This window comes from Dapis purpurea BLCC-M126 (assembly GCF_050015975.1).
In the GTDB taxonomy this organism is placed as follows: domain Bacteria; phylum Cyanobacteriota; class Cyanobacteriia; order Cyanobacteriales; family Microcoleaceae; genus Trichodesmium.
The window spans coordinates 1-17,712 of record NZ_JBNHER010000309.1; the positions used below are offsets into that span (position 1 = coordinate 1).

Annotated in this window: 10 protein-coding genes and 1 pseudogene; 6 read left to right on the forward strand and 5 right to left on the reverse strand. The window is 35.2% G+C overall.

The genetic code is table 11. The features are described 5' to 3' along the window. The first annotated feature begins 880 nt into the window (after window positions 1-880). Window positions 881-1,870, forward strand: coding sequence for a hypothetical protein (locus ACP6PL_RS28035; protein ID WP_426548625.1), 990 nt, complete (start codon window positions 881-883; stop codon window positions 1,868-1,870). Window positions 1,871-2,575: 705 nt separating this feature from the next. Here the strand turns inward: ACP6PL_RS28035 and ACP6PL_RS28040 are convergent. Together ACP6PL_RS28040 and ACP6PL_RS28045 are read right to left on the reverse strand one after the other, a co-directional pair. Further along, entirely contained in the window at window positions 2,576-4,501 is a 1,926-nt protein-coding gene (locus ACP6PL_RS28040) for an N-acetylmuramoyl-L-alanine amidase (protein ID WP_426548626.1), read from the reverse strand. 1,003 nt (window positions 4,502-5,504) lie between these two features. After that, window positions 5,505-7,205, reverse strand: coding sequence for a potassium channel family protein (locus ACP6PL_RS28045; RefSeq protein ID WP_426548628.1), 1,701 nt, complete (start codon window positions 7,203-7,205; stop codon window positions 5,505-5,507). 1,406 nt (window positions 7,206-8,611) lie between these two features. On the opposite strand from ACP6PL_RS28045, the gene thiL reads away from it, so the two are divergent. After that, entirely contained in the window at window positions 8,612-9,637 is a 1,026-nt protein-coding gene (gene thiL, locus ACP6PL_RS28050) for a thiamine-phosphate kinase (protein ID WP_426548629.1), read from the forward strand. A gap of 253 nt (window positions 9,638-9,890) precedes the next feature. Here the strand turns inward: thiL and ACP6PL_RS28055 are convergent. Both ACP6PL_RS28055 and ACP6PL_RS28060 read right to left on the reverse strand, forming a co-directional pair. Continuing rightward, window positions 9,891-10,049: pseudogene (locus tag ACP6PL_RS28055) on the reverse strand (RNA-guided endonuclease TnpB family protein); the annotation flags it as partial. A gap of 453 nt (window positions 10,050-10,502) precedes the next feature. Further along, on the reverse strand, window positions 10,503-11,522 hold the full coding sequence (locus ACP6PL_RS28060) for a type I glyceraldehyde-3-phosphate dehydrogenase (RefSeq protein ID WP_426548630.1): 1,020 nt from the start codon (window positions 11,520-11,522) through the stop codon (window positions 10,503-10,505). Window positions 11,523-12,475: 953 nt separating this feature from the next. On the opposite strand from ACP6PL_RS28060, the gene murC reads away from it, so the two are divergent. The 4 genes from murC (at window position 12,476) to ACP6PL_RS28080 (ending at window position 16,886) form a co-directional block, all read left to right on the forward strand. After that, the gene (gene murC, locus ACP6PL_RS28065; protein ID WP_426548631.1) at window positions 12,476-14,080 is read left to right on the forward strand and encodes a UDP-N-acetylmuramate--L-alanine ligase; all 1,605 of its coding nucleotides are present in this window, start codon (window positions 12,476-12,478) and stop codon (window positions 14,078-14,080) included. A 259-nt stretch (window positions 14,081-14,339) separates the two neighbouring features. After that, the gene (murB, locus tag ACP6PL_RS28070; protein WP_426548632.1) at window positions 14,340-15,311 is read left to right on the forward strand and encodes a UDP-N-acetylmuramate dehydrogenase; all 972 of its coding nucleotides are present in this window, start codon (window positions 14,340-14,342) and stop codon (window positions 15,309-15,311) included. A gap of 520 nt (window positions 15,312-15,831) precedes the next feature. After that, window positions 15,832-16,176: a YbaB/EbfC family nucleoid-associated protein gene (locus tag ACP6PL_RS28075; protein ID WP_426548633.1), complete on the forward strand. Its 345-nt coding sequence runs from the start codon at window positions 15,832-15,834 to the stop codon at window positions 16,174-16,176. A gap of 215 nt (window positions 16,177-16,391) precedes the next feature. Beyond that, window positions 16,392-16,886 (forward strand): low molecular weight protein-tyrosine-phosphatase, encoded by a 495-nt coding sequence (locus ACP6PL_RS28080; protein ID WP_426548634.1) that lies wholly within the window; start codon window positions 16,392-16,394, stop codon window positions 16,884-16,886. 52 nt (window positions 16,887-16,938) lie between these two features. Here the strand turns inward: ACP6PL_RS28080 and ACP6PL_RS28085 are convergent, their stop codons facing one another. Beyond that, the gene (locus ACP6PL_RS28085; protein ID WP_426548635.1) at window positions 16,939-17,634 is read right to left on the reverse strand and encodes a response regulator transcription factor; all 696 of its coding nucleotides are present in this window, start codon (window positions 17,632-17,634) and stop codon (window positions 16,939-16,941) included. Between the last annotated feature and the right edge of the window lie 78 nt (window positions 17,635-17,712).

Here is a 17,712-nt window from a genome sequence, read left to right on the forward strand (position 1 = left end):
CCTCTCGGTTTTAACCAGAGGTAATTATCAATTATCCATTATCAATTATCAATTATCAATTAATGAACTCTCCTTGAAAAGAAGAGGATTGACGAACAGGAAAATTTTGATTTATTATCCCCTTAAAAGGGGAGGCTTTAAACTACAATATTTCGGTAATACCGTTTCACGAAAGTCATGCATCGAATGCGTAATTCTGAGGTTCCCTCAGAATTACGCACTTAAGACAGTTAAAAGTAAGATTTTTTTTGCTGCAAAAATTTGACGCTACATTAATTTCAGGGAATTATTTTAAATTTTGGGATAAGATTACTAATTTACCCTAAGTTGATTAAATTTGTATAACTACTTCTTGGGTATTTAATTAAACGAAAAAAGACTAAAAAATTCACTCTTTTTCGAGGAGTTGAATATTCGTGTTTCAAAATTACTCAATAGATTTAAAACTTCACTTTAGAGATTATAGTAAATAGGGAATAGGCAATATTAATTAGTATTAAACTGTAGCTCATCATCTTAAAAATTGCTGTACAAAAATAGTCATATTCACAACTATAGGTATGGTCAACAATTCGTCAAAAATCCACAAATATAGAAAAGCTCTGAAACTATCATCCTACTTAACTTTTCCCTGTTCCCTGTTCCCTGTTTTCTAATTCCAAGAGAATTTTATTCATAACCCAAATATGACTTCTATCTCAACTATTGAATTTATGGCAAATAGGGTGTACAATCAGCCAGAGCCACCAGACAAACTCAGAACAAGTTCCGAGCAAAACAACTGTAGCTATATTTAAGTTGTTCTTCATAAACTTTGATAAAATATTTTGAGTGTTAATTGATTGAGCCAGGATAATATTTTGGCATTTTTTGAATAATTATGGTATTACCAATAGTTAATTTCTATATTCCAAAATGTTATTTTCCTGTAGTAACTCCTAGGAATGTTGAGGATGAATGGATTGGATTTAATTTAGGAATTTATGCCTGGACTTTTCAAACTTATTTGCGTTTACAAGCTGATGGTTTTCCTTGTAAATTAGTTAGTGAACTACCATCTGAAGGAATAATTATTTTTCATCATCAAGCCTTAGAAGCTCATAAAATACCCATTAAACCAGGAAAAAATCAACTATTTATTTTCCTCAAAGCTGAATCAAAGTCTTATGGTTATGCTCAACTTCATGTAGTACAAAATCCCACAGAAGTGCAGAAAGTTAAAGACAGTTATTATCTGCCCCATTGGCCACAACCTGGATTAATTCCCCGTGACCCTTTAAGAGGCGATCGCTTTGAAAATATTGCTTTTTTTGGTTCTCAAGAAAATCTAGCTCCTGAACTGTTTCAACCAGCTTGGGAAAAACAATTAAATAACTTAGGTTTACGTTGGTATCCTGTTGTACATAGTTATCATTGGTCAGATTATTTGCACATCAAAAATCGGTGGAGTAATTATCAAGAAATTGATGGAGTTGTAGCGGTTAGAAGTTTTAAAAATATACCAGATTATTACAATCAACCAGCGACTCAACTTTTTAATGCTTGGTTAGCTGGAGTGCCAGCTATATTAGGTTGTGAGTCAGCTTACCAAACGGAGGGGAAAAAAAATATTGATTATTTAGAGGTAAATACTTCAGAAGATTTATTATCAGCTATTAAGCGGTTAAAAGCAGATATTAATCTTAGACAAAAATTAGTTAGCAATGGTTATAAAAGCAGCTTAAGTATTCACCCAAAAATTATTACTCGTAAATGGCGTGACTTTTTGATGCAAGTTGCTTTACCTGCCTTTGGAGAATGGTGCAATACTCCTCGATTTTTACAAAAAACAATTTTAAATAAAAGGTATATTTCCCTAATGTTTAAATAAAATGAAATAGAGATAATTTTAAGCAATATAAACGTCAATTTTATAAAGGTCAATTTTGTCAATTCAGTTATTAGTTAATACTTAGGGGTTGCTGATTAAATCTAAAAGTATTAACATATCAAGGCTTTATCCTTTGCATATTCTCTAAAAGTGCAAGGTTTTTGCGAAGCATAGCTCAAAATACTTATAGCAGTTTTCATTAATATAGAGTACAGAGATTTGGGTTTAAAGGAAGAAGGAATAAGGAAGAAGGAATAAATTTTGTAGTCTACCTTTGTGAAAACCGCTATAGATTTTGAGCAAGAGTTGCCGGGAAAAATTGAGGAACAAATGTATCCGACTACATCCTCGTGTCATTCCCATTTATCCTGACTCCTGTAGGGGCGATTTCCTAGATCATACTCCTAATTACACATTTACGACAGCATTCGGAACGAAATCGCCCCTACGAATCCTGGTTCCTACCCTCATCCATCAGACTTTTTTAGCAGCAAACCCTACTTAGCCTCTTCCCGAGAAACTTCGTTAACAGTATCTCCTGGAATAGGGAGACTTGAAATACTTAATTTTCTTTTTTTATCCCCTTCAAAGGGGAGGATTGAGACTTTATTTTATCGTGAAAATTTTTCAAAGATCAAAATTTAGGACTAATATTATGTCCAGTTGAATACTTATAAAGTAAGCATTCAGTATCACTATTTCAATTTATTCAGAATTTTTTACCCATTCCACAATTCCATCTGCTAATGCTTTTGCTAACTTCTTTTGTTCTTGAGAATTCATAATCCATTCAAACTCATAAGGATTAATCATAAACCCTAATTCCAATAACACAGAAGGAGCGATCGCCGGACGAGTTAAGGCTAAATTATTCCAAAATACCCCATAGGAAGGTCGGTCTAATTTTTCCACTAAATAATTATGTAAAAAAACTGCCAAACTATGAGCTTGAGGATGATACCAAAAAGTACCAATTCCCTGAGTTTTTAGGGCATTTCCATAATCAGGTAAAGCATTATAATGAACAGAAAGTGCTAAATCTGGCACTTGTTGATTAATCATTTCTACACGGTCTTTAGGATATAAATCCTCCTCCGCTTTCCGTGTCATATAGACCGAAGCTCCCCGATTAATTAACTCATCCTGTAATAGCTTTGACACAATTAATGTCACATTTTTTTCAGGATAACCATTCGGACCTCTTGCCCCTAAATCATTCTCACTCCCATGTCCGGCATCAATTAAAATTTTCATTCCAGTTAAAGGTTTATATGTAGAACTAATTCCACTTTTTACTGCCGGAGGATGTCGTAAAGTTAATAGTAAAGTTGTACCAACATATTGCAATTTATAACCCCATTGTTGGTCTGTTTTTAAATAAAATTTATATTGAACTGCCTGTTCATTTTCCACTGTTGAAGTTAGAATTGGTTGCCAGTCTAATCGCTCAATTAAGGGGTCATCATCTAAACGAATAGTATCAGTTTGAGCCGTAGTATTATGCAGAGTTAAAGTTAAATAGCGATCGCCTTGTTCGACTGTTATTGGCACTGGTACTTGCAAAGGAAATCTAATTTCCGTTGCACCTTGAACCTGGCGAGCAATAGCACTCCGAATTACCGAACGGGGTGGTGCTGCATCTGTAAATATCTTAGTCTCATTTGCTCTGATCCACCCCCCATAGTCAAGGCGTAAATAGTCTCCTTCTTTCCCTGTAATCAAAGCTTTAGTACCTTTTGGTAAGGGTGTCAAGCGGGAATAAGTGGTACTTGGTCCAGTTCTCGCAACTCCCTCTTCTACTGTTACTTCCGCTACCTCAAATACAGTTGGAGAAAGAATAGTCACTTTTCCCGGTGCTTTTTGAGTCACCGTTTTACCCCTCACACTTAGTTTAAACTCAGGTTGACCTAACTCTCCTGGTTTCTCTACTTTTGCACAACCTTGATAATATTCTCCCGCAGAAGGAACAGGTTGATTATCTCCTGTTAATACTGCTAAATTTCCTGGTAAATTTACTACTTGAAACTGAGAAAGTAAAGGAATAGTTTGTGCAGCTAATAATACAGAAATATTAGCATTTGGAGGAGCGATCGCCTGAAAACAAATTAATTCCCCTGGCATTCTGGCAATATCTTTTGTCGGAGTCAAAGAGTCTTGACTAAAAGCTATTCCTACTGGTAAAGGTGGTTGATTTGAATTGCGTGTTATTTTGAAAATAATCTCCTCATTTTGATGGCGTACAGTAAATATATTTTCCCCTATTTGTAATGGAAAACTAGGGGCAAAATGACCAGAACTACTACGCTCATTAATTGGTTTTCCATTAACAGTAACTTCCGCCTCTGGAGAAGCTGTACCAATTAAGAAAATTCGGTCGGAAGTAGTTTTATGATTTGGTGAAGGATAGGCAATAAATAGAGACTTTTCTGTTGATTCCGAGTTTGGTTGAAGTTGATTATTATCTTCATTATTTTGTGACATTGCATCATGTGACATTGCATCGGGAGAAATGGTAGTTATTACTCCTAAAAATATCATTAATCCTAAAGTTGATAAGCCAATAACTTTGCTAATTTTTTTTGGATTAATTGTTTGTTTTGTCGCCATTAGTAGTAGATTAAAATTTGCCATATTACTTTTTTCTTTTTACTAAATTTTTCTGGTTTGCAGTTTTAGTTATAGCAGTTTTTATTAAAATAGACTACAGAGATTTGGGTTTAAAGCAACAAGTTTTATCGCCTATTTTTGTGAAAAATACTATAAATTAATATTTTTTTTAGCTTTTTAGGAAAAAGTAGTAGTTAGAATATAATTTATCCTTTTTATTCATAACAAACCAGGGAAAGTATTAGATATCTCAAAATACTAACATCTACTCATACAAACCCGGTTTATGTACCTTTTTATAAAAATGATACTACTTAATTTAATATAATAAAATGAAAAATGCAGCACCCATATAAAAAGTACCACATTGTTTTATAGTAGATAGTTGAATTTACTTAGGGTTTGCTGAATAAATATGAAAGTGTTTACAGATAAAGATTTTGGCATTTTTAAGTCTGGAAAAAGTACGCTCGCTTTGAGTTGAAAAGCCTCAAAAAGTTAGTATTAACAGCAAGATTTGGACAGAGCAATTGAGGGATAATTCTTCCGATTGCCTTCTCTAAATTCGTTACTCCTCCTGTCTCCTGTCTTCCCCTCCTGGGAGGGGCAGGGGTGGGTTGTCTCCTGACTCCTACCCTCACCCATAAGACTTTTGAGCGCAAACCCTACCTAGAGGTTGATAAAATCAATCCAAATATTCTGTGATGTATGGTTGACAAAATCCTGAGTAATTCTTATTTTTTTCTATAAATAAAATAGACAATATTTCTAGATTGTCACTGAAATTATCTGACTTTTCAACTTATTTGAGAAATTTATAAGTTTACATAATATCATGTCTGGATAATTAGTGAATAATAAAATTTAAGAATTGACTGCTTCCTGCACCTGTAATTTTTTCTGTTCTTCTCTCCTGAATCCTGACGTTAGTCTACTCAACTAAAATATAGAAATTATAGATAAAAGTAAAATTGAAGTCATCGAAAGTAAATGTAAACCCCTAAAATTTATTTATGGGGTTTTCTGTCTATTCAACTACATTGCTTATTAGTTGTATGGGCGCATTTCTCCAAAGTTGATCTAGTCTATTTGCTGGCATCGTTAAGTACAAGACATCACCTGAATTAAGAGTCGCCGCCAACAAATCCCAACCATGGATTTCTTTGCCATTGCTTTCTATATACAAGGGTACAAAGTCAGCACTATGAGCCACGTCTTGAGTAACTTTGCCACAGAAAGGATGTCCTGGTGTAATTAAAGTGGCTAATGCTACCCACAAACTATCTGCTGTAATTCCATTGCCAAGAATCCTACCACCGATCGCTGCAGCAGCAAAAGCAGGAGCAGCTAATTCTGTGGGACTAAGTACAGACTCAAATTCAAATACTTGTTGTACCATTAAGGCCAAATGCGGGTCTTGATTTCTCACGACAACAGGTATTTTCGCCATCAGACCTTTAGCACTCAGAGCAATTTCTAAGTTAACAATATCATTACCTGTTACAGCTAATAGAGCTTCAGCTTTTTCAATATTGGCAACTTCTAACGTCGTAGATAAACTTGCATCTCCCTCAATCACAGGAATTTTCATCGATCTGGCAGTATTGAGAAATCGACACTTACAAGGATCGCGTTCTATTATTACTACTTCATAACCACTAGCAACAAGTTGCTGGGCAATATGTAAACCAATTCCACCAAACCCACAGATAATATAATGATTACGCAGAGGAATGCGAGCAGCATCCCAATATTCTTGGAAACGAGTACCTAATACAAAGTCATTTAGAAGTGCATAGCAAATACCTACGATCGCTGTACCTACAAGCATCATTATGGAAGTAAATATTTTAATACTACCTGGTGCTTGCTCTGCTATTTTTTCATTTCCCCCTGCTCCTGTAATCATACCAACAGTAAAGTATAGGGAATCAACAAAACTATTATTGAGATTAATACTTATATAAGTAATAGTACAAACTAAGACAGTTACTAAAAGAGCTAAATTGAGGATTACTGCTGATTTACTATGTCTCTGAAACTGTCTGAGTCTGGCAAATATTTTGAAGAAGTTATGAATCAAACTTTGTCTGCGGGTTCGCACACTAGGTTTGCTGGCAATAATCAGGCGGTCTCCTACTCGTAACTCTCGATCTTTTACTACTGCAGATACTAGATCGATTGGATCTGTGACTGGTATATAGTAAATTAACATCAGAGAACGATCGTCCCAAAGCGAACTAATCTTACGACCTAACCAAGGATGATCCCGATCGATCAATTCTTCGTGCATTGGCCAGGTCTGATTGTATAGACGTAGCTGACCAATAGCATGATTACCCAAGGCTGCAAAAGCAAATACTGGAGCTGCTAAAGCTGACACACTCATGGTTGTGTGGTCAGTTAGGGTATGGTCTAAGCGATCGCCCAAACTGGTGTTGAATAGACGGTTGATAATCCGAATTTTCGGATTTAGAATCCTTGCTAACATTAAGACGGCCAAATTAACAGACTCTTCTTTCCCTGCTAAAACCAGAGTATGGGCACTTTGAATGCCTGCTGCTAATAATGTAGATGCTGAACGAAAGTTGCCGACGATAATTTCTGAACCCTCTCCACGGAGTGGGCGGTCACTTATGCCAACAACTGTTGCACCCTGCTGTCTTAATAGACGAAATATTTTGTAGCCGGTACGACCCAAGCCACAGACTATGATTCTTGGTTTCATGGATCAGGAAAGTTATTAAAGTAATGTTAAGAAGTCGTCTTTTACCTTGTACTGTAAACTATCATTTATTATTTACACTGAAAAAAATGTAGCTTACAACACTATTTCTTCCGAATAGTTGTCTTGATTTTTGCCAATAACTCTGCTTTACAATGAACTTTTATTAATCTTTTACATAATTCTTAATATTTGTTAATTTGATTTATTAAAAATTAAACTTGGACTAATATTACAGTTACTTAATTTAAGATTTGCAGTATCTCAACTATTCTCTCAACTAACGATATACTTAGTTTATATAATAACAAAAAACAAATAAATATGCAAAAGTAATATTTATTTTTCCGACAGCAAAAATAAACATTTTAATTATATTGTTTTTACCAAAGTATCCTGTATAATTATTGCCTAAGATGATACTAAAAAATCCTAACATACTATAAGTATATTTCTGAATTATGGTGTAAAACTTATTGCTAAATCTAATATTTTTGTTTCTAGATATCTAGATGAATAAGAGTTCATTGTATTAATTATTAGTTTTGCTCCAGAATTTACCAGCCAAGTAAGATAATTTCTGGATTCTCTAAACCTAGATTCTGGTGAAATTGGCTAATTAACAAACTACCTATAAATAATCAAACCTCCCATAAATATAGTAGTTAATAGTAGTTAAAAAATCATTAATTGTGGGTAAGTAGCGATTATGAAATGATATGCAGCACTACGACTCCCTTTTGCAACTCTGCTCTCAACAAAAACCTATCCTACATACCGCAGGTTAATAGTGCTGTTAGAAGTTTTTTAAAGGCTATAGTGCTTATTATTTCATTATAATACTATATGGCGAACCCTAGTTCGAGTGTTTGTTAACTCTGTAATTGAATAGTCTGAAGATATGTCAAGTGGCTCAATGATTCCATTTGAAGTAGCAGTCAGCACTTAGTTAGCCTCTTGCTGAGGAACTGCGTTAACAGCTATCAGCTTCTCTGGTGTCTTTTAATTGAGTCCCCCCATTAACAAACACCACGCGCTTTTCCAAATATAGTGGGGGACTTATAGCTCTTTGCGCGGATAGTGAGGTACAGTTTAATACTAATTTTTTCCCTATTTCCAAAGTCCTAAAACTTTGTACCTCATCAACTACAAAACTGGTGTAAATCCTTGTATTTTTAGCTGATAGCTAAACGCTGGCAAGCAGAACATTCTGTAAGGAAAAGCTAATAGCTAGTTAATAGATTGATCGCGTTATTTACTGCGATCACAATGTAGCGTTTAGAAAGTTTCATCGATACGATTAGCTGAAAGAGAAGAATTGCCTTTTTTCCCATCTAGAAATTTTAAGGTTGCTTTATATACCTTACTGTAACTAAGATGAAAAAAGCGATAATTACGGATACATTCTGATGCTCAAAGTTAAAGATATTAGTGAACAAGGACTTTTAAAAAGATTACACCGTTTTTGCCCAGAGGATATTATCGGGGATGATGCTGCTATTTTACCAACTCAACCCAATAAATCATTAGTAGTAACAACTGATACACTTGTTGATGGAATACATTTTAGCGATCGCACAACTTCCCCCGAAGATGTAGGTTGGCGCAGTGCTGCTGCTAACTTATCCGATCTTGCAGCAATGGGAGCTTTTCCCATTGGAATTACGATCGCTCTTGGTTTAACTGGGGATACACCTGTTACTTGGGTTGAAAAACTCTACAAAGGTATTTCTGAATGCTTAGAGCCATACAATACCCCTATAGTTGGTGGAGATATTGTGCGATCGTCAGTTTCTACTATCTCAATTACTGCTTTTGGAGAAGTTGATCCTTTTTTTACTATTCTTCGTTCCAATTGTCAACCCCAAAATGTGATAGTGACTACTGGAGTCCATGGAGCATCAAGGGCTGGATTAGAACTATTACTTGCTCCAGAAGTAGGTGCATCTCTCACAGAAGCAGAACGTTCTGGCCTAATTTTAGCTCACCAACGTCCCAAACCAAGATTTGATATTTTAACAATTTTATGGGAATGTTTATCTTTAAATAGTTTTAGTAGGGAAGAGGATAGCAAAAACCCGATCCTAGTAGGAGGAATGGATAGTAGTGATGGCCTAGGAGATGCAATTATTCAAATTTGTCAAGCATCTCAGGTGGGGGCTAGAATTGACAGAAATCAAATTTCTATTCCCTCTTCTTTGACTAAATTTGTCTCATCTAAAAAAGCATTAAACTGGGCACTATATGGAGGTGAAGATTTCGAGCTAGTTTTATGTTTACCACCAGTTTATGGGCAAAAATTAGTTCAAAAAATTGGAGTAGGTGCGGCTATAGTTGGTACAACCACAAATGATACAGATATCTTATTAGTAGATAGCCAAGGAATATACCCAAATGAGCAACTTACACTTAGCCAAGGATTTCAACATTTTTGACATATTCCTGACGTTGCGCTTATGCGACGAAACTGGAATCTTCATTCACTGAGTACAGTTTTGATAAAGGTGATGTTTTCCCCCTGTATTGACCCGAATCATAATAAAATACTTCATGCTTGTCAAGGAGAGAAGAACGTTTTATTTGTAGAGATACCAGACTAAAGTTATTGATTGTGATGTTATAGTTCATAAAACTGAAATTATGTGAAACATTTAACCTACTCAAATCAGTCAAATCAACTAATCAGAACTATAGTATAAAATTACCTTTGACAGTGAAGACAGTTGCCTGCAAAGTATGAACCATAATATTTCGTAGGCCATTTATATCTCTAGGAATTACGGCCTTATATTCAGGACATTTGAAAACTTTTGAGCCTCCCAGTTTTTCATAAACATGACAACAATTAGTACAAGTTTTTCAGGTATGGGATTCATTACAAATAACAACAATTACACATCTACAAACAGATACTTGAATAAAGTGTTGTCCAAATTTGTAATGAATCCACAAGACCATATTTCTGACCAACTTACCATTAATTTTTCTAGTTTACTTTACCACCATATTTAATGTTTCAAAAGTAGGTAGAAAAATTAATTTATAGCTATTTAGAAGCAAAAAAGTAGCTTTATTATGTAAATCCTTACTTTTTTTAAAAGTTGTGCAAAATTAATTGGATATAAAATTCACCCTAAAAAATTGTTTAACAAGAGCTAAATATACAATTAATTTTGCCTAAGTAGTTATATCACAAGCTTGGTATTGATTGGTATTTATCCCCACCTAAAATTAAAAATTTTTAGGTGAAGATTTCTGCCAATATTCTGTTAAAACTCAGAAAATCAACACTCAAAAATACTATGCAGGCCAATTTTGTGCTACAACTTCAGCCAAGTCTACAACACGCTGACTATAACCCCACTCATTATCATACCAAGCAATAACTTTTACCATATCGCCATCCATAACCATTGTTAGACTAGCATCAACAATCGAAGAACAATCATGCCCACGATAGTCAATGGAAACCAGAGGTAGATCGCTGTATTCAATGATTCCCTTCATTGGTCCATTAGCAGCTGCTTCTATAACTTCATTTACCTGTTCAGTAAAGGTATTTTTCTCAACTTGAGCCACTAAGTCTACAACAGAAACGTTAGGAGTAGGAACACGCATCGCGATACCATTTAACTTACCTTTCATTTCTGGAATTACTAGAGCCACTGCTTTAGCTGCACCTGTAGAAGTTGGCACAATATTTACCGCTGCAGCTCTGGCCCGTCGTAGATCTCTGTGACTAGCATCCAAAATACGTTGGTCCCCAGTATAACTATGAGTTGTGGTCATTGTACCTTTGATAATACCAAAGTTATCGTTTATCACCTTAACAACAGGAGCTAGGCAGTTTGTTGTGCAGCTAGCATTACTGATAACATTGTAATCTTCATGCTTATAATCCTGGTGATTAACACCTACCACAAAAGTCCCAATTTGTCCACCCTTACCAGGAGCAGTAATTAAAACCTTCTTAGCTCCTGCCTGTAAATGCTTAGAAGCTCCTTCTTCAGTCACAAATACACCTGTAGACTCAATGATTAAATCAATACCCCAGTCTCCCCATGGTAAATTTAAAGGATTACGGTCAGAAACACATTTAATTGTTTTGCCGTTAACTGTAAGAGAATTTTCATCCGCACTAATATCCACACCTTTTAAAGTGCCCAACATTGAATCGTACTTTAGTAGATGAGCATTAGTTTTGGGGTCGGAAGTATCGTTGATAGCTACAAGATCGAGTTGGCTATCTGTACGAGTGAGCAAGCAACGTAAAAAATTCCGTCCAATCCGTCCAAAACCATTTATGGCAACTCTAATCACTTTTTTACCTCCTAACAAAAGCTTGTAAAATTTCAATTTTTAGACAGTTCCACACACTGATAAAAAAAGTTTCAGTATGGGTTTTTCGGTAAATCTATCCATTTAAGTGGATATATTCCGAGTTAATCGATTGATTCCCCCTGCTGCCCCACTGGTTACTTATTGATAGTTTGAGCAGTTTCAGATATTTATTTCAGATTTAAACTCTGCTATAGCTTGATTCCACATCCCTTACTTTTAGAGAAGTGATATGAATTTCAGCCAGGAGAGCTTAAAAGAAAATTAACCTTGAGCATTATCATACAGCAAAATGGTAATGTGGTAATTTTTTTGTAGGTTAATTACGATCCCAAGTAATTTATTAAAGTAAATATTAAGTTGATTTAAAGATCAATTTAATGAAAATTATACGAAGCGTCATAAACTAACAGTTTGAATTTGTATAGCAGCCGCCAGGGCGGTTAGGACATTCTCAAAACTCTCCAAATTAGTCACGGTAAGAATTTAACTTCTGACTTATCACTTCAGCGATAGAAACATTCTATAGAATCTCCCTATAACTCCAACCAATGTCCTAGATTTTAACAAGCAAATGTTGCTCAAGTTAAATAATAAGTAAGGATTTTTCATCATACTACATTCTTCAACGGTTTGTTGTCCAACTACTAACCTTGAATAGTAATTTTTTTGGTCTGATTAGTTAGGATAAATATTTGTTTTTTTGGAAAAAAATCCTGATGATTAATCCTCGATCTGTTTTTCAGATATGTCCGGAAAAATATTGGCCAGTAGGTAAATATTTGATATAAAACAAACTAATCACGAGAGATAGAGACTATTCACGAAGCTAACGAGTGTTTTTGCGAAATTACTGCTAAACTCTATCTAAAAAAAAAAATTCCTGGTATGATGTCGCGTGTTAAGGACGCGGTGTGGTGTGTAAGGAGCAATTAATGAGTAAATATGTTGATTTAAGTGGTAAACCATTTCATTTTATTGGTATTGGTGGTATTGGAATGTCGGCTCTTGCTTACATTTTAGCTAAACGTAAGTTGCCTACTTATGGCTCCGATCTCAAATCAAGCCATATAACAAGGCGCTTAGAAGCAATAGGAGCGCACATATTTTGGTCTCAAGAAGCCAAAAATTTAGAGTTATTTCAACAAACTATTGAAGAACAAAATTTATATCTGTCAAACAATTCTAACTCCCATTTATCTCATACTGATCTCCGTGTAAATACAGGAGAAGTAATGACAAAAAAACACAATCTTAGAGTAGGAAATAACCAAGAAATTGATCAACTACCACAAGTAGTTTGTTCAACAGCAATTAATACTACAAACTCCGAGTATAAAGCAGCCGTTGAACTTGGATGTCCAATCTTCCATCGCTCAGATTTATTGGCAGCTCTAATTCATGATTATCAAAGCATTGCTGTAGCTGGAACCCATGGCAAAACGACAACTAGCAGTTTAATTGGGTTTATGCTTTTAGAAGCTGGTTTAGACCCCACTATTGTTATTGGTGGAGAAGTAGACGCTTGGGAAGGCAATGCTCGTTTAGGTAAAAGTCCTTATCTGGTGGCAGAAGCAGATGAGTCAGATGGCTCTTTAGTTAAATTATCTGCCCACATTGGTGTAGTCACTAATATTGAGTTAGACCATCCAGACCATTATGAAAGTTTAGAACAAGTTGTTGAAACTTTCCAAGTGTTTAAAGGAAACTGTGAGAGTCTAGTCGGTTGTATCGACTGCTCAACAGTTAAAGATCAACTTCAACCAACTATTAGTTACAGTATTAATCCCGAAAGTGAGGCTGACTATACAGTAGATTGTGTAGATTATCAAGCTAATCTTACCTTGGCTCGTGTTTGGGAAAGAGGCCAATTTTTGGGAAAATTACAATTGGGGTTATTGGGTAAACATAACTTAAGTAATGCTTTGGCTGCTGTGGCAGTGGGTAGGTTATTAGGTCTAGAATTTACAGCTATTGCTACAGCGATCGCTAAATTTGAAGGTGCTCATCGTCGGTTTGAAAATCGGGGAGAATATAACGGTATTGTATTTATTGATGACTATGCTCATCATCCTAGTGAAATTAATGCAACTCTGGCTGCAGCTCGCTTACGGAAAACTCAGGAATCAAATCCAAAGTCTGATATATTCACAACAAATTTACCCCTCATTAAACCAAATAACTTATTGCCAATCGAAAGAGTGATTGCTATATTCCAACCTCATCGTTATAGTCGTACTCAGAGTTTTATTTCAGAGTTTGCTAAGTCATTTAATGACGCTGACATGGTGATTGTTACTGATATTTACAGTGCCGGAGAATCATCTGATGGTCAAATTGATGGCCAACAAGTAGCTGAAGCAATTTCTAGTTACCACCAACAGGTTTATTATCAACCATCTTTAGAGTTAGTGAGTAAATTTTTGCATGAAGTTCTACAACCAGGGGATATGGCAATATTTCTGAGTGCTGGCAACCTGAATCACATTATCCCAGAACTCATGGAATATTATCAACTACCTCACTACCAGGTCGTGTAAGCATGAAATAGCTTAATACAAAAGATTAAGTTGAGTTAAATAGTACCAATTTGATCAAAGAATGTTACAGGCTAAAGGTTTATTGCAGAATTAGGAAGCAGCGATAGTGACAATTCCTGAATATATCTTCACTGTACTATATGACTTATAGTACCGATAGGATAGCTCGTCCTCCTAGCCGACTACCAATATGTAGCAAATATTTATCTAATTGGTATAACTCTAAAACAGTAAATTAGGATAATTCAAGTTATTAGTTATGACCATGACTCTCTCTTATCACATAGCTAGTTCAGCTCAAAGACCACAGTATAAATCTATCCCATTATTAGGAACAGATTGTGTAATTAGGTCTAATGTTCCTCTGGCTCCTCTAACTTCTTTCCGAGTCGGAGGGCCTGCTCAATGGTATGTTACACCAAAAAAATTGGATCAACTACAAGCAAGTTTTCAGTTTGCTAACTCTGAAGAATTACCAATAACTCTCCTAGGAGCAGGTTCTAATATGCTAGTCAGCGATAGTGGTTTATCTGGATTAGTGATTGGTAGTCGTAATCTCCGTCAAATCTCTTTTGAACAAGAAACAGGTCTTCTAAGTGTGGGAGCAGGTGAATCATTACCACGTCTTGCTTGGAAAGCAGCAAAAATGGGCTGGCAAGGTTTGGAGTGGGCTGTTGGTATCCCTGGCACTGTTGGTGGTGCTGTGGTAATGAATGCCGGGGCACAAGGTAAATGTATGGCTGATATATTGGTGAATGCCCATGTTGTTTTGCCTAATGGTCAGATAAATATTTTGTCTGCTCAAGATTTGGAATATAGTTATCGCTATTCTAAGCTGCAAGGTAAATCTATTTTTGTGGCTCAAGCTACTTTCCAGTTACAACCAGGAGAAAAGCCTGCTCTACTAACAGCTATAACTTCTGAAAATTTTCACAAGAGAAGAACTACTCAACCTTATCACTTACCAAGTTGTGGTAGTGTTTTTCGGAATCCTGGACCAAAACCTGCTGGTTGGTTAATCGAACAAGCTGGACTTAAGGGCTATCAAATAGGTATGGCCCAAGTTGCTCACCGCCATGCTAACTTTATTCTTAACTGTGGAGGAGCTACAGCTAACGAGATTTTACAACTGATTTACCATGTTCAAGAACAGGTGGAAAAGCAGTGGTCTTTGTTATTAAAACCAGAGGTAAAAGTTATAGGAGATTTTTCAGAAGTAGCAAGTTTTTAATACTAATAAAGGATAGCTTGAGTTTGATAGTAGTTGCATAATTTAAAGGTACAAATAAAATAGAGAAAATGAAGGAATTATCGTTGCCAAGATGATTTTTATGCCAATAACTTCAGATCCCCAACAAAAAATCAATTATGATCGTTTTTTTATTGGTTAAAGTATCTGAAATAAGTAGCATTTTCAGATTCCCCACCTTCTGGAACCATTAATTACTAGGCTTAAGGCAGTTGAACAACAATAAAGAGCTTTTGGTTAAGATTATTAATGAATTATCTGAGAAAATCTTGGATAAATTAGGAAAATAAATGTCAATTTATTCATTATAATCAAGCGCTAAAAATCTATATGTAGTGTTATGATTTTTATGATAGATGCTATGATGCTATAGCTGTGTAGGTTAGCATTTTAATCAGCTCCTACTCAAGCACAAAATAAAATTAGATTCTGTATCAATGATTGAGAATCTATCAATGGCAACAAACAAATACCAAATAAGACTTACCATAGAAGAGTAATTATGTCACAAGGAAAAGGTTTTGGCTTCGGCTTAGGTAAAATGAAAGAACTAACTGAAGCTTTTAAAAAAGCTCAACAAGTTCAGGAAGGAGCCAAACAACTTCAGGAAGAACTCGATCAATTAGAAGTTGAAGGGGTAGCAGGTGGCGGCTTGGTAAAGGTTTTTTTGAGTGGGAACCAAGAGCCAAGGCGAGTAGAAATTTCACCAGATGCACTGGGGGAAGGAGCAGAGGTAATTTCTGAATTGGTGACAGCAGCAATGCTAGATGCTTATACTAAATCTACTGCTACTATGCGTGAACGTATGGAAGATTTGACAGGTGGTTTAAATATTCCTGGATTATAGTTTAAATAGTAATAATGGCTAGGACAGTTTTTAAGTTAGGTAACTACAAAATATTGTAAACTAACTGATAAGCTATATCCTAGTCTTTTCAATTTCTGAAGAATTAAGAATTAAGAATTAAGAACTAAAAAAGGTTAATTTGTTAATTTAATAATTCTGGATTCTAAATTAATTTAATAATTCTACATTCTGGATTCTAAATTCTAAATTAATTTATGTCTTATCAACTATTATTTGTTTGCCTTGGTAATATCTGTCGTTCTCCCTCGGCAGAAAATATTATGAATCATCTGATAGAAAAAGCTAATTTGAGTGAAGGTGTAATTTGTGATTCTGCTGGTACTGGAGGTTATCATATAGGTAGTCCTCCTGATTCTAGAATGACTTATGCAGCTAAGATGAGAGGTATTAATCTGAAAGGTTCAGCTCGTAAATTTCAAGTAGAAGATTTTGATAATTTTGATTTAATTCTCACAATGGATAAGGAAAATTATCGGGACGTACTTCGCTTAGATAGCGCTAGTAAATATGGGGATAAAGTAAAGTTAATGTGTGAGTTTTGTCGATATTTTGATGTTAAAGAAGTACCCGATCCTTACTATGGTGGTTCAGATGGATTTGATTATGTGATTGAGATACTCTTAGATGCTTGTGAAGGACTATTAGATTATTTGATAAATCAAAAGAAAATAGTGGTTAGCGATCGGTGAATTTCAGATAAATAATCTGGAAAATTATTGACTAAATTTGTTTTGATTAAGATTAATTAGACAAGTAATTTTCCATAGTAAAACGGACTAATTCAGCCCGATTGTTAGTATCAGTTTTTCTGAATAAACTACTCACATATTTTTCAATAGTCCTCGGACTTAAATGTAGGCGATCGCCAATTTTAACATTAGAAAGACCATTAAGTAAGAGACTTAAAACTTCCTGTTCTCTAGCTGTCAAACTAATCTGAGAATTTATAATAATTGACTGAGATACTGCTTCTGAATAATCTGATTTTGATAGCTTTTCTGTTACTAAAGATTGATTATTAGTAGATAAAGAATTAGGTATAGGTGAACCTTGGGTGAGCAGAACATATCGCTCTAATAAAGAGCGGACTACTGCTCCTAACTCTACTAATTCAAAAGGCTTTGGTAAATAAATATCACAACCCAATTGATAACCTTTCACTCGATCCTGTGTACTTGTATGAGCAGTTAGAAAAATCACAGGAGGAAAGAGACGAAAATTTGGACGTGCCCGAACTCGTCTTACCAGTTCATAACCGTCCATTTTTGGCATAGCAATATCAGTAATAATCAGATGAGGCTGAGATTTCTCGACTACATCCAAAGCTTGTTGACCATTTTCAGCTTTTACAACTAAGTAACCAGATACCTCTAGGTAGTCACTGAGACATAACCTAGTTCCCAAGTCATCATCAACAACAAGAATTGTTAAGGGCATTGTTTCATTTAAAAACCTTCTTTAGTTTGGAAATCACTCATTTCAGTTATCAGTTAGCCTCCTGGAGAGGAACTATTA

What these genes read in the sequence shown, in the direction of transcription:
- murB (WP_426548632.1), top strand. Translation starts at nt 14,340, where the DNA reads ATGACCATGACTCTCTCTTATCACATAGCTAGTTCAGCTCAAAGACCA.
- thiL (WP_426548629.1), top strand. Translation starts at nt 8,612, where the DNA reads ATGCTCAAAGTTAAAGATATTAGTGAACAAGGACTTTTAAAAAGATTA.
- ACP6PL_RS28035 (WP_426548625.1), top strand. Translation starts at nt 881, where the DNA reads ATGGTATTACCAATAGTTAATTTCTATATTCCAAAATGTTATTTTCCT.
- ACP6PL_RS28040 (WP_426548626.1), bottom strand. Translation starts at nt 4,501, where the DNA reads ATGGCAAATTTTAATCTACTACTAATGGCGACAAAACAAACAATTAAT.
- ACP6PL_RS28075 (WP_426548633.1), top strand. Translation starts at nt 15,832, where the DNA reads ATGTCACAAGGAAAAGGTTTTGGCTTCGGCTTAGGTAAAATGAAAGAA.
- ACP6PL_RS28085 (WP_426548635.1), bottom strand. Translation starts at nt 17,634, where the DNA reads ATGCCCTTAACAATTCTTGTTGTTGATGATGACTTGGGAACTAGGTTA.
- murC (WP_426548631.1), top strand. Translation starts at nt 12,476, where the DNA reads ATGAGTAAATATGTTGATTTAAGTGGTAAACCATTTCATTTTATTGGT.
- ACP6PL_RS28045 (WP_426548628.1), bottom strand. Translation starts at nt 7,205, where the DNA reads ATGAAACCAAGAATCATAGTCTGTGGCTTGGGTCGTACCGGCTACAAA.
- ACP6PL_RS28080 (WP_426548634.1), top strand. Translation starts at nt 16,392, where the DNA reads ATGTCTTATCAACTATTATTTGTTTGCCTTGGTAATATCTGTCGTTCT.